Below are 13,259 nucleotides of genomic sequence, written 5' to 3' on the forward strand. Positions count from 1 at the left end.
GTCAAAAATTAGCAAATGAATATACTTATATATAATAAAAAAAGCACAGACATTAATCTGTGCTTTTTTCTATTCTATTGATGCTGTTGCTTTTCTTCCAAATTGTTTATTATATAATTCTTTGTATAATCCATTTTGCATTAACAACTCTTCATTTTTGCCTTCTTCAACTATTTGACCATCCTTTAACACAATGATGTGATCCGCGGCCATAATGGTTGAAAGTCGGTGAGCAATAACAATGGACGTTTTATTTTTTAATAAACCTTGTATTGCACTTTGAATATAAAACTCAGATAAAGTATCTAATGAAGAAGTTGCTTCATCAAGAATAATGATTTCAGGATTTTTTAATAATACACGAGCGATTGAAATTCTTTGTTTTTCGCCACCTGAAAGTTTGATACCTCGATTACCTACAATTGTCTCATAACCATTTGGTAAATCCATTATAAAATCATGAATATATGCAGCCTTACAAGCATTCGTAACTTCTTCATCTGATGCATCAGGACTTGCATATAGTAAATTTTCTTTTATCGTTCCATTAAATAAGTAGCTATCCTGTGTAACAAGTCCAATATGAGACCGTAATGATTCTAGTGTAAATTCTCTAATATCACGACCGCCAATTTTAATTGTGCCTGAAGTATAATCATACAAACGAGGAATTAAATTAGTAATGGTTGTTTTACCAGCGCCACTAGGTCCAACTAATGCAGTCATTGTACCGGATGGGGCAATAAAGGAAATATTGTGCAAAGCTGTTTTATCTTTTTGATAAGAAAATGATACATCGTTAAATTCAATATCTAAATGAGTAACATTCATTTCAGTCGCATCATCACGATCTTTAATTGTTAATTTCATATCGAAATATTCAAAAATACGTTCAAATAACGCGATTGAACTTGTAATATTGACATAAAGATTTGTTAATTGTCCAACTGGTCCGTATAAGCGCCCAAGTAAAGCAACAAAGCTAATAATAGCCCCAACTGTAATCTGATCGTGAATAAATAAATATCCACCATATAAATAAATGAGCATTGGGCCGATGCTAGTAAAGGTTGATAAAATCATCATAAACCAGCGACCTGCCATAGATTCCTTTATTTTAAGATTAGTAGCCAGTACATTAATGTCATCAAAATTTTTAAATTCCCGTTGTTCCTTTGTAAAAAGCTTCATTAATAAATAACCACTAATATTTAATGTTTCTTGTATAATATGATTTTGCTCACTTGTTTTTTCCTGTGTCTGTTTTGCAATACTCCAACGAACATTCCCCATTTTACGAGTCGGTAAAATAAATAATGGTACAATGATTAATCCTAGTATTCCAAGCCTCCAATTCACTATTAACAAAGTGGCGGCTGTAGAAATTAGAATGAATAAATTATTAGCAAAACTCACAATCGTATTATCAAACACAGCTTTAACACCTGAAATATCACTCGTCATTCGAGTGATCACTTCACCTTGCTTTACATTTGAAAAGAATTGCAGTGGCATTTGTTGTAAATGAAGATACATTTGGTTTCTCATATCATAAATAATTTTTTGAGAAACATAAGCATTTAAATAATTTTGCCATACACCCAATAACCCTGAAATAATCGTAGTACTAAGTGAGGCAAGTACTAGATAGATTAGTAGACTTAAATCTTTATTTGGTAAGGCAGTATCAACAATACGTTGAATGATGATAGGCGGTAAAATGCCTAATACCGAGGTAACTAATAAAATAAGCACAATAAGTGTTGTTTGTTTCCAATATGGAATAAAATATTTTGCAATTCTAAATAGTATTGCTTTTGATATATTTGGTTTTTGTGCGTTTTCATCAAATTTCATTCGCCCAAAACCATGGGGACCCATCGGAGGTCCACCACCCCATCCTGACATAATTAAACGTCCTCCTTATTTCGAACAATTAGTTTGTTCATTTGATAAATCAGTTAAAATTTTTTTTTGCATGTCTATAAGTATATTAAGCTCATCCTCTGAAAATTGTTCCAGTGAATTTGCCAAACTCTTATACGCTTCTGATTCTTCGCGATAGCGTTGACATAATTCTTCACCCTCGGACGTTAAAAATAATTGAGTTTCTCGGCGATCAATAGCTGACGTTTCTCTTTTTACATAATTTTTCTTCTCCAACTCATCAATACTAAGACTTACTCTGCTTTTAGCAGTTCTAATTCGTTCAGTTAGTTCTTTTTGTGATAGCCCTTCATTATTGCGAATTGAATTGAGGATAATTAACTGTTGGAAGGTTATTCCAAGTTTAGTTGCAGTTTGTAAGTTTATTCTTTTTAGTTGGCGCGCAATTGAAACAAACGAATTTGTTAAATCAATTGCTTGTTGAAAATCTGGCATCATTTACCCCTCACATTAGTTTACTTTATAAACGGTTCACTTAGTAAACTAATAATAAAACTTTATTGCTCAATTGTACAATTAAAAATTATTAATAAAAAAGACAATAGGATATTTTCTACTGCATTTCTTAAATTATTCAGTAATTTGGTTTATCATGATCAGAATGAATGAATGGAAATTAGGGATAGTAGATAACACTCCAATTAATGATTCAGTAAAGATGCACTTTATGCTAAAATCTATTCCCCCAATAACAATTTTTCAACAGGACATGACAGATGAAGAACAGAATATTATGGGAAAAACATATTGCTTATTGGACAAAAAAACAAAACCAGGGAATTGCTCTAGTGTTTGGATCGGTTCGAAATCTTTCTTCACCTCATGGAATTGAATTGCGATAATTGAAGTTGAAAATGCAGCGAAAGTCCCAAAACTTATCGAAGAAGATCCAGCCGTGATTGGTGGGATTATGTCTACGGAATATTATCCGATGCTCGCAGTACTCCCTAAACAAATTACATGACGTAGTTGTTGAAAAAATTGAACTAAATTAAAAAAAGCAAACGGATCAGTGATGAACTGTCCATTTGCTTTTTTAATTTCATTTAATGATTACATCCACTATATAATTTTAGTCACTCAATTTAAAGTATGTATTCTTAAAAAAGACCTGCTTCTTTTGCTGCTTCAAAACTACCTCTTGTAAATTCAGCTGGATCCAAATTAACATTCTCCCATTGCATATACATTAAACGTGGTTTATCAAACAGCCAATGGTTATGAACTGCTGTCACGATAATTCCTCTTTTTCGTAATGCTGTCATTAATGGGTTAATCTCTTTCTGACGTACAACAGATTCGCCAAGGTTTAAACTATTATCTTCAAAAGATAACATGAAAGGAAGTGCTAATGGAGAACGAGTCCTACGACCTAAAATAGTCGCATTAATATCACGAAGACGCATAATTACGTATACAGGTGTAGCTTGAACGACTTCCTCCCCGATCATATCCGCAAGCCTTTGACATTCTGACATATTCATCACTCACTTCATTCTCTTTATATTTTACTCAGTATCTTATGAAGAAAATGAAGGGCGAGTGCCTATGTTAATCCTTAAATTATCATCGTAAATAGCTTCTACCATCCAATAATTTCTAATTAAAAATAAGGAAAATCCTTTAATTTCCAATTTAATATGTGAAAAGACCTATTTTTTTAGCAAGACAATTTGATTATCTTATTTTAAATTGTTATTATATAAACATTAAATGTGTTCAAGCACATAAGGAGGAAACAAAAATGGAACATGGTAAAGTAAAATGGTTTAATGCAGAAAAAGGTTTTGGATTCATCGAGCGTGAAAATGGTGATGATGTATTCGTTCACTTCTCAGCAATTCAATCTGAAGGATTCAAATCATTAGATGAAGGTCAAGCAGTTACTTTTGATGTAGAACAAGGACAACGCGGACCACAAGCTACTAACGTTAAAAAAGCATAATAAAAATAAAAACCCTCTATTCATTGAATAGGGGGTTTTTTAACGTGGAGTTCGGGTAAAGAAATGGTTTAAAGTATTATAGCCTATAAAAAATGATTATACAACATTCACTTGATAGCTTTTTATTAATCCTATAAATAATTTGGAATTTAATTGAAATAACTTGGAAAATGATACATATATGATTGAAGAATAAGCTAAGGACCTAGATGGATTAAAAGGAGTGCACTAAGTTAAATGATTCACTCTTTTTAAGCGGAATATTTAGATATGCATCACATTCAAATAAATTGGCTGCTTTTTCGTCGTTGAACAAATTGAAGATGAAAAAGAACTCAATTTCAGTTCTTAAACTTAAATAATGGTTTATTTTTAAATTAGCAACATTATTTTATTAATGGAATTTAAAAGGAGGAACAATATCATAGATGGAACGGGCCTAATGCCTTATATATGGGGATTCTTTTCATACACGATTTGAAAACTTGAAATTTTATAACTTCATTAATGTAAGTGATTTGAAAAATTTTTACCCAAATAATAGTTCTTTGGCTTGAATTTCATTTATTCCTTTAACTAACTCTAGTTCGCTTATAAAAATTTTACTAGCGTTACCTAACATTTGTTTTTCACTTGAATTAAGTGATTTTTCTTTATCTATACGCATTAAATCACGTACTACTTCTGCGCCTTCTTCAATATTACCTGTTCTCATTTTCTCAGTATTTAGTTTAAATCTTTGTTTGTATGAGAGAGAACGATCAGATTCTCCATAATGAAAATTTTTTAATATATTGTCGAGTGTATTTGAATCAACGACCATTCGAATTCTTGAATTACTCATTTTTGTAATTGGAATCATTAATTCCATCTTATTAATTAGTAATCTTATAATAAAATACTGTTTTATCTCACCTTGTACTTCTTTTTCTTGAATAGATTCGATTATACCTGCTCCTTGCATCGGATAAAAAATGTTATCACCAACTTCAAACATAATCTACACCTCCATTTAATTACTAACCTATCTAAGCATAACACTTATTATTTTTTTGTCAAAATAAATATTTTATCAGTAATAAATATTCCATGTCAATAAGTAAATGAATTTTTTAGTTAGTGTTTTTAATTTTATCATTAATGACTAATTCTTAAGTTAAAATTGATCATAAAAAATAAGTATTGCATTACTATTTAAGAAAATTTGCTTATCTTTACTTTTAATGTTACTATTAAATTATATCAATGTGTGTAATGCGCACTAGGAGGAAACAATAATGGAACATGGTAAAGTAAAATGGTTTAATGCAGAAAAAGGTTTTGGATTCATCGAGCGTGAAAATGGTGATGATGTATTCGTTCACTTCTCAGCAATTCAATCTGAAGGATTCAAATCATTAGATGAAGGTCAAGCAGTTACTTTTGGTGTAGAACAAGGACAACGCGGACCACAAGCTACTAACGTTAAAAAAGCATAATTAAAAAAGTCCGATTCTATTTGTAGAATCTGACTTTTTTTATCTAAAAAAATAAAAATAAAAACCCCCTATTCATTGATTAGGGGGTTTTATAAACGTGGAGATCAGGTAAAGAAATGGTTTAAAGTATTATAGCCTATAAAAAATAGATATACAAATTTTATTCAAAAAGAATACTCTTAGCAATTATCCTCTTTTCGTTATTATGTTACTATTTAAGGGAATTAGATACATTCGAGTCTATTTCCAAATTATTTTGTTTCCCAATCGGTTTCGCAGCTTTTGAAAGCAATCCAGAAATCGTTACGGCAATAAGTACAAAAATCAGAGCACGTAGTAACCCTACATGTTCACCAATAATTCCTAAAAATGGTGGTCCTACTAGAAATGCAAGGTAACCAGCCGTCGATACTGCACTTACTCTTGCAGCTACTCTATGAGGATTGTCACCTGCAGCGGACAGTCCAACTGGGAAACCAAATGCTGCCCCAAGTCCCCAAAAAACAATACCGATCGTTGCTACCTCGAAACTACTGCTCATTATAACAATAATCAGTCCAACAAAAGCCAATAGTGCTGATGCACGCAAAACGATAACTCGACCAAAACGGTCTAATATTTTATCACCTATTGCACGTCCAAAAGTCATTGAACCGACAAAAATGCCATATGCAATAGAACCCATAGCTGGCGTAACATTGTAGCCATCAACCATAATAAGTGGTAGCCAGTCATTAGCAGAACCTTCAACGAAAGCCATTCCAAGTACAATAATTCCAATCATTACTGTACGCCTCTCTTTCCAAACAGCCATATATTCCTTCGTTCTGTATACTTTAACAGAGTCACTAGCAACTTCTTTACCAGTGTCAGCAGGTATGAAACGGTATAAATACAAAACAGTTAGAACGATCATCAAGACTGTCAGTGTCAAGTGAATAGGTACAGAGATACCCGACTTAGTCATTGCTGAACCAACTAATGCGCCAAGAAGCGTACCCAAGCTGAAAGCAGCATGAAAACCGGTTAAGAGCGACTTTTGAGCAGCTTTCTCAACTACGGTTCCTTCTACATTCATCGCTACATCGCATATTCCTTGCCCAAAACCAAAAACGAAAAGTCCTAAAAATACTATCATACTATTTGGCAGCCATGAACCACTGATTCCAACAATTAAGAGTCCGAAAGAAACTACTAGCAGACCAAAAAACATGACAAAACGTCCACCCTTTTGAGCAATAAGAATACTAGCACTTGTCAATCCGATTATCGATCCTACGGAAAGCCCAAATATGATTACACCCATCTCTGCTGTTGTAGAACCAAGAGCATCCCTAATTGCAGGCGTGCGAGATACCCATGATGCGAATGCAAATCCAGTCAGTGCAAAAATGAAATAAATTGCGACCCGCCATAATTGTATTTGGCGGCTATTTAATGAAGTATCCATCCTTAACCTCCTAGTTATTAAATTAAAAACTTTTTAAACGCGTTTAAAAAGTATAGAAAAGAAATACTTATTAAACATATTTAAAAAGTGCCGAATCAAATACTAATTTAAAATCTTTAATATATTATACAGTCAACTCAATAAGATTCCCTTCAGGATCTTTAATAACACTCTCATAGTACCCATCACCAGTCATACGAGGACCATTAATAGGGGAATAACCTCTAATTTTAAATTTGGCACTCATCTGATTGACGGCTTCTTCACTTCCTAAGGAGATTGCAATATGAGCCCAACCAATTTGATCATCAGGATTCGTCATAACAATACCCTCTTTACGCATAATCTCTAAACGTGCACCAGATTCAAAAGTAAGAAAATAAGATTCAAATTTCTTTTCACTATTATGATATTTATTGTTTGACTTACAATTAAAAAAAGTTTCGTAAAACTCCCTCATTCCTTCCAAATCCTTAACCCATATAGCAACATGTTCAATTTTCATTAATTTATCACTCTCCAATATTATTTTTTTCTAAAATTTTAGTATGAAATGAGGATCACCACCCTAAATGACTATCTTTTCAATATTCAATCAATCATAAGTTTAAGACAAAGACTTTGTAATCCAACTAAGTAATCTTGTTTCCAATCACTCGTCGTAAGTACAGGAAGATGTTCAGACGGAACATAATTTGAGCTAGCCATTCGAATTTTATCTAATATTACGTTTTCAACTTCATCCTTACAAAAAATGATGATATGAGGGTTAATAATCGCTACAAATGAAGCCACTAGCCTACTGATTGCATCAATTTCATAATCCTCACATATGACTAGGTTTTTAAGCTCTTTTCCATTAACTAATGCCTGCCCAAAATTTCTTTTATCATACTGAGGTACAAATGAAACCTCGCCTGAGAAAAAAGTACTACCTCTAACAACATCACCGTTTACCATAATTCCTGCACCTGGACCGTTTTGTCCTGAATACAAATAAACTAGAGATTGTTTATCTTTTATCTCTCTATTATTATGAAAACCTAAAACAGCTGCATTCATATCGTTCTCAACTATGACAGGGATCGAAAAATGTTCTTCATAATATTCTTTTAAATTAATGTTTTGAAACTGCTCATATCCTGGTATATAAAACATTTTCCCATTATCAACCGCTGCTGGTACTCCAATCGACATTGAACTGATTTTTGGATATTTACTTATTATATTTTCTAGGGTTTTCGTTAAGAAATGTAAACTATTATCTATTAATGCACTGGGCACTTTTCCTTGTTCCTTTATTTCACCTACACAATTAAAAATTTTATAGTTCGTTTCCGTTTTTTCTAAAAATACTACTAATCCTAACATATGTTCAGGATTGTAAGAATATCTTTTTGCCCTTCTTCCACCACTTGAGTTATCTAATCCAACTAAAAGAACTTCACCTTCTTTTTCCATATTTGTTAAAAACTTACTAATTGTCGGAAAACTAATTTCTAGCCTTTCACTTAATTCAACTTTAGTTGCACTTCCTAGCTTTAAAAGTGTTGTACGAATACCACGAAGCACCATTTTCTTCATCGTGCTTGGAGTTGCTAAAAATTCATTCACTAAATTCACCGCCTTAAAAAACTTATTAAACGTATTTAATAAGTTAATGACCTTAATTTACCATATACTCTTTATTAAAACAAATGAAATCGAATAGTTTAAGATTTATAGATTTTGATTTTTCAGTAGTACGAAAAAAATAAGAGTAGCAAAAAGCTACTCATAAACTTTAACAAAGCATTATTTTAAGAATGTACTGGGCATTACAACAAGAACTACCTCTCCACGAGCACAAAGAACATCATTTGCGAATAATTCTGTATGAACTTGCCATTTTTTCGGATGGATTTCTTCAACTGTACCAATTGCTTTTAGTGGGATATCTTGTGGGGTTGGTTTAAGATATTCCACATTGAGCGAAGCGGTTACAAATCTAGGTGGTACTGAGCCATCTCCTATCTCGTTCCCATTTTTACGGTGTAAAGCAAGTGAAGCAGAACCTGTCCCATGACAATCAATTAACGAAGCGATTAATCCGCCATAAATAAAACCTGGAATTCCCATGTACTTTGATTCAGGTGTAAAGATCGTTACCGTTTTATCACCTTGCCAACCAGTGCGAAGATGATGACCATCTTTATTTAATCGACCACATCCATAACACCAAGCGAAATCTTCTGGGTAGATATCTTGAATTGCTTTTTCAATTACTTCTTCCATCATTCATCCTCCTTAATAAGTTTTTAAATAAAAATTCATCATAATATGAACAATCGTTCAATCATATTGTACTTTAAATATATACAAGGACTTTCTAATCCACAATAGTTTCCTGATAATTCCGTTAATATTAACTATACTTTTAAAGTAAAGTAATATTTTTCAAGTTTACAATTAACTAAAAATTAACTACACAAGTAGAATTACTGGCGAAACAACCTCTTATTGTTTTATCATTTTTTGGATAATTAGTTGAATAATTTTATTATTTTTTCATATGTATCTTCATAGTTCAAATTAGTATAAAATTCATTATCTAATTCATTAAGTTCATCACTTTTTTCACCCAAGACAAAACATTTAATACAAAAAAAGAATACTATTACACAAAGTCCCCAAATAAAAAAGAGGAAAATTCCTCTTTTTTTTATTTGACATCCAAAATTTATATTGTTTTCATCACATCAATTACTTTATCAATATCATTTTTTGTAATCCAATAATGTGTAGCAAAACGCATTATGCTGTCTTCTTCTGGCGCAAAAGTGATGATTCCATTCTCTTTAAAAATTCGTTCAATTTCTTCAGGACTTCTTCTCATATTTGTCATTTGGAAGAATACTAAATTGATATGAAGTTGAGATGTATCAACATTAATTCCTGGGATTTCACTTAGTTTATTGGCTAAATATTGAGCATTTTCATGATCTTCGTGTAAACGCATTGTCATTTTTTCTAATGCGATTATTCCAGCGGATGCTAAAAATCCAGATTGTCTCCAGCCTCCACCTAGTAATTTACGTTTCTTTTTTGCTTTTTCAATAAATTCTTTACTTCCAGCAAGTATTGAGCCTACAGGTGCACAAAGTCCTTTTGATAAGCAAAACATTATTGAGTCACTATATTGAGATAATTCTTTAACGTCCGTTTTTAAATAAGTAGCAGCATTAAAAATTCTTGCGCCATCTAAGTGCACAGGAATATTTGCCTCTTTTGCTATGCTATAAACTTGCTTCATATAGTCGATATCAACTACAGATCCATTTGAATAGGCATTTTCTAAACAAATTAATGAAGTTTCTGGATAATGGATGTCATCAGGTCGGATAGAATGTTTAATTCGGTTAATATCCATTTTTCCATGATTTGTTTGTAAAGTTCTTAAGTGAACTCCTGCAATAATTGAAGCAGCTCCTACTTCATGTTCGAATATATGACAATCTTCTCCAAGAATGACTTCAGTACCACGATCACAATGTGTAAACAATGCCAGCTGGTTACCAAATGTTCCACTTGGTACAAATAAAGCAGCTTCTTTTCCAACCATAGAAGCAGCTAGAGTTTCTAATTTTTGTACAGTTGGATCATCCCCATAAACATCATCGCCGACTTCGGCTAAAAACATAGCTTGTCTCATTTCATCTGTAGGAGTTGTTACAGTGTCACTTCTTAAATCGATAAACTTCATTTTTTATTCCCCTTTTTTACTATTTTCAGAATTATCTAAACTAGTTTAATAGACGCATCGATATTTGATTTCTAATACAAGTACCCACCTCATTGTCGGAAATTGGCGGGTAAATTTAGTCATTAAATGAGTTATTTTTTTCAAATTCCTTTAAACCCATAAGTAAAAGCTTTTCAGTAATATCCTCAATTCCAGTATGATGATCTAGTGCAATTTGTTTAATCTTTTCTTTTATTGAATCTTTCACAAAAATAGTTAGTTGTTCTTGATTACTCGTAAACACAATAAAATCTGGTCTAGTAGAAAGCTTACCATCAATTAAACAGTTTTGTAAAATTTCAAAATCTTGTTCAATTTGAGCATCAAGATATGGTAATTTAATTGGTTTTATTTCGACCTTAATAGAGTTGTCCTCTATATAAAGATTCATATTTTGATGTCCAATGTGTTTATAAAAAGAATCGATAATGCCAAAAATCGGGGCACTAATTGACTGAGGAATTGGAAATTGAAAAGAAATTATGCCTCTTTTCGTACTATGACTGGCTTTTTTCATTTCATAAGCTTTTCTAAAACCACGGTTTGTTAGTTCTTCTTTATTTAAAAGTTCACCCATATTCGTTTTTGCTACGATTTCAGATGACTCATTAAGCTCGATAATTCGGGCTTTTTCGTTCGAGTTGGGAATTTCATATAGTCCAAATAAGTAAAATCCTAAGTCCTTTGTAAAAAAAGATTTTTTTCTTAATGCATTTTTTTGTGAGAATTTTAGATTTTCAATTTCTTCTTCTGGAATAAATACAGTTAGTCTACCTTTAAAATTTACTTTACTTGCGTTAATTTTCCCAGCTTTTATATATTGGTGGACTGCTCCTTTTGATACTCCTAATATATTAGCTGTTTCAAGAACAGTTAGTCCTACCGGTTTTACTGTTTGGGACTTTAAATGATTAAGATCCTCTAGGTAAAACCTCATTATCCCATCGATTTGCCAATCTTCATAAGCGAGATTCAGTTTCCCAGCCTTTACATAATTGTAAATCGTTTGTTTCGAAACACCTAACAGCTCTACAGCCTCATTTGTTGTAACAATCTCTTTCGTTTTTTGATCTTGTTCTAACATTTGAATTCTTCCTTTTTCGTTTTTTTATAGACTGATTATATCATAATTATTTCCAACAAATGATTAAAAAGTAATTAAATAGATACAATTGAATCGATTAATTTATAAATAATAAATTATACGTACTTTTTTTAAAGTAGAATAATAGTGTATTTTTCTACCTAAATCATTTTATGAGTTTTAATATTTATAAAAAATACAAGTTAATTTTTTAAATGGAAAAAGTATTCGAATTAATACTATAAATAGATTGATTTATGTATAATAGAGAATGAGGTGAGTAGTATGTTAGTAAAATCAAACCTACTTATTACAAATTCAGTAAATTTACCAAGTACGAATCTAAATGAATCCAACATTATTGAGTATTTAATAGATGAAACATACTTTCCTATTCTTCTACAAACAAAGTTTGAAAATGAAAAAAATCATCGTATGATCTATGAAGATTTTACCGATTTAGATATGATCTACTACTTTGTTCATCAAAGAAAAGATATTCAAAAATCGAAACAACGAAAAGATAGTACAAAGATGGAATACATACGAGAGTTAATGCAGTTTTTTCGATATTTGATGAAGAGTGAAGAATTTTTGCGTCAGGATGTAGAATCTTATATAGAGACTTCATTTTTTAAAAATTTAAAACAAAGACATATCGATTCATATCAACAATGGCTATCTACTTATCAATATGGTTCCAACAAGCAACAATATCGTGTTACAACTCTTTCAAGAAAACTTGTCATATTAAAAAGCTTTTTCAAGTTTTTATTTGATAGTCATTATGTTCAAGTACCTTTATATACTCGAATATTGAATGCCAAAATTACAAAGGATGATTTACCAAATCGCGATTTAGAAGAAAGTGAAGTTAAAGCATTATTGAATTTTTATAATGGAAATATTTTAAAAACGACTATAATCAAATTACTAGCTACAACTGGTATGCGAATTCGGGAACTAGCAGAGGCAAATTGGGGTAAAGTTACAAAGGATTCAAACGGCTATTGGTTAGAAATTGTTGGAAAAGGAAATAAAAAACGTGAAGTTAAATTATTAAATCATGTATTCGTAGATTTATGTAAACTAAGGAGTCGACGTGGTCTATCAAATCTCATTTCAAAAACAGATTCAAGTCCATTCTTTCCAAATAAACTGAATCAACATTACTCGTTTAAATATTTATCAAAATATGTAATAGAAATCATAAAAGATTCAGAGTTACCTTTTGTAAAAGAACATAATCGATCGAATAATATTAGTCCTCACTTTTTTCGACATCATTATGCATGTCGTTCAATTGAAAAAGGTGCGAGCATTTATCAAGTTAGCCGAAGTTTAGGTCATGAAAGTATTCAAACGACTGAACTTTATTTAGCAAAAATGATGAATCGAACTCAAAATGCAAGTAATGTTTGGGATGATGAAAATTATTAATAAGAAAAACCCCATTTTTATAAAAGGGGTTTCTTTTTATACTTTTCTTTTGTTTACATAATATTATTATAAAAAACTTACGTGAAACAATTTAGAAAGTAGGAAAATAATAATTCGTGTCAAAAAGAATCAAC

At 31.3% G+C, this 13,259-nt stretch carries 14 protein-coding genes; 4 read left to right on the plus strand and 10 right to left on the minus strand.

The window, feature by feature from the left end:
* Window positions 1-69: 69 nt before the first annotated feature.
* Together MY490_RS11500 and MY490_RS11505 are read right to left on the minus strand one after the other, a co-directional pair.
* Complete coding sequence (locus tag MY490_RS11500) at window positions 70-1,908, minus strand: ABC transporter ATP-binding protein (protein WP_248265840.1); 1,839 nt, start codon at window positions 1,906-1,908, stop codon at window positions 70-72.
* A gap of 15 nt (window positions 1,909-1,923) precedes the next feature.
* The gene (locus MY490_RS11505; RefSeq protein WP_248265841.1) at window positions 1,924-2,382 is read right to left on the minus strand and encodes a MarR family winged helix-turn-helix transcriptional regulator; all 459 of its coding nucleotides are present in this window, start codon (window positions 2,380-2,382) and stop codon (window positions 1,924-1,926) included.
* Window positions 2,383-2,663: 281 nt separating this feature from the next.
* Here MY490_RS11505 and MY490_RS22140 point away from each other — a divergent pair, with 281 nt between their 5' ends.
* Window positions 2,664-2,789: a hypothetical protein gene (locus MY490_RS22140; RefSeq protein ID WP_282439790.1), complete on the plus strand. Its 126-nt coding sequence runs from the start codon at window positions 2,664-2,666 to the stop codon at window positions 2,787-2,789.
* Window positions 2,790-3,047: 258 nt separating this feature from the next.
* Here MY490_RS22140 and MY490_RS11510 read toward each other — a convergent pair whose 3' ends face one another.
* On the minus strand, window positions 3,048-3,425 hold the full coding sequence (locus tag MY490_RS11510) for a DUF1259 domain-containing protein (protein WP_248265842.1): 378 nt from the start codon (window positions 3,423-3,425) through the stop codon (window positions 3,048-3,050).
* Window positions 3,426-3,691: 266 nt separating this feature from the next.
* Here MY490_RS11510 and MY490_RS11515 point away from each other — a divergent pair, with 266 nt between their 5' ends.
* Window positions 3,692-3,892, plus strand: a complete 201-nt coding sequence (locus tag MY490_RS11515; protein ID WP_025568372.1) for a cold-shock protein — start codon at window positions 3,692-3,694, stop codon at window positions 3,890-3,892.
* Window positions 3,893-4,421: 529 nt separating this feature from the next.
* Here MY490_RS11515 and MY490_RS11520 read toward each other — a convergent pair.
* Window positions 4,422-4,889 (minus strand): CarD family transcriptional regulator, encoded by a 468-nt coding sequence (locus MY490_RS11520; RefSeq protein WP_248265843.1) that lies wholly within the window; start codon window positions 4,887-4,889, stop codon window positions 4,422-4,424.
* 280 nt (window positions 4,890-5,169) lie between these two features.
* Between MY490_RS11520 and MY490_RS11525 the strand changes: the two genes are divergently transcribed.
* Window positions 5,170-5,370 carry a cold-shock protein gene (locus MY490_RS11525; RefSeq protein WP_248265844.1) on the plus strand — a complete coding sequence of 67 codons (201 nt, stop codon included), beginning with the start codon at window positions 5,170-5,172 and terminating at the stop codon, window positions 5,368-5,370.
* A gap of 211 nt (window positions 5,371-5,581) precedes the next feature.
* On the opposite strand, the gene MY490_RS11530 is transcribed toward MY490_RS11525, so the two are convergent.
* From MY490_RS11530 to MY490_RS11555, 6 genes are all read right to left on the minus strand, one after another.
* Window positions 5,582-6,820, minus strand: a complete 1,239-nt coding sequence (locus tag MY490_RS11530) for an MFS transporter (RefSeq protein ID WP_248265845.1) — start codon at window positions 6,818-6,820, stop codon at window positions 5,582-5,584.
* A gap of 124 nt (window positions 6,821-6,944) precedes the next feature.
* Window positions 6,945-7,325 (minus strand): VOC family protein, encoded by a 381-nt coding sequence (locus MY490_RS11535; protein ID WP_248265846.1) that lies wholly within the window; start codon window positions 7,323-7,325, stop codon window positions 6,945-6,947.
* 86 nt (window positions 7,326-7,411) lie between these two features.
* On the minus strand, window positions 7,412-8,434 hold the full coding sequence (locus MY490_RS11540; protein WP_432707002.1) for an ROK family transcriptional regulator: 1,023 nt from the start codon (window positions 8,432-8,434) through the stop codon (window positions 7,412-7,414).
* Window positions 8,435-8,614: 180 nt separating this feature from the next.
* On the minus strand, window positions 8,615-9,094 hold the full coding sequence (locus tag MY490_RS11545) for a PaaI family thioesterase (RefSeq protein ID WP_248265847.1): 480 nt from the start codon (window positions 9,092-9,094) through the stop codon (window positions 8,615-8,617).
* Window positions 9,095-9,539: 445 nt separating this feature from the next.
* The gene (gene ltaE, locus MY490_RS11550) at window positions 9,540-10,562 is read right to left on the minus strand and encodes a low-specificity L-threonine aldolase (protein WP_248265848.1); all 1,023 of its coding nucleotides are present in this window, start codon (window positions 10,560-10,562) and stop codon (window positions 9,540-9,542) included.
* Between the two features lie 115 nt (window positions 10,563-10,677).
* Window positions 10,678-11,685: a helix-turn-helix domain-containing protein gene (locus MY490_RS11555; RefSeq protein WP_248265849.1), complete on the minus strand. Its 1,008-nt coding sequence runs from the start codon at window positions 11,683-11,685 to the stop codon at window positions 10,678-10,680.
* Between the two features lie 285 nt (window positions 11,686-11,970).
* On the opposite strand from MY490_RS11555, the gene MY490_RS11560 reads away from it, so the two are divergent.
* Window positions 11,971-13,125 carry a tyrosine-type recombinase/integrase gene (locus MY490_RS11560; RefSeq protein ID WP_248265850.1) on the plus strand — a complete coding sequence of 385 codons (1,155 nt, stop codon included), beginning with the start codon at window positions 11,971-11,973 and terminating at the stop codon, window positions 13,123-13,125.
* Window positions 13,126-13,259 lie beyond the last annotated feature (134 nt).

The organism is Gottfriedia acidiceleris (assembly GCF_023115465.1).
GTDB lineage: Bacteria > Bacillota > Bacilli > Bacillales > Bacillaceae_G > Gottfriedia > Gottfriedia acidiceleris_B.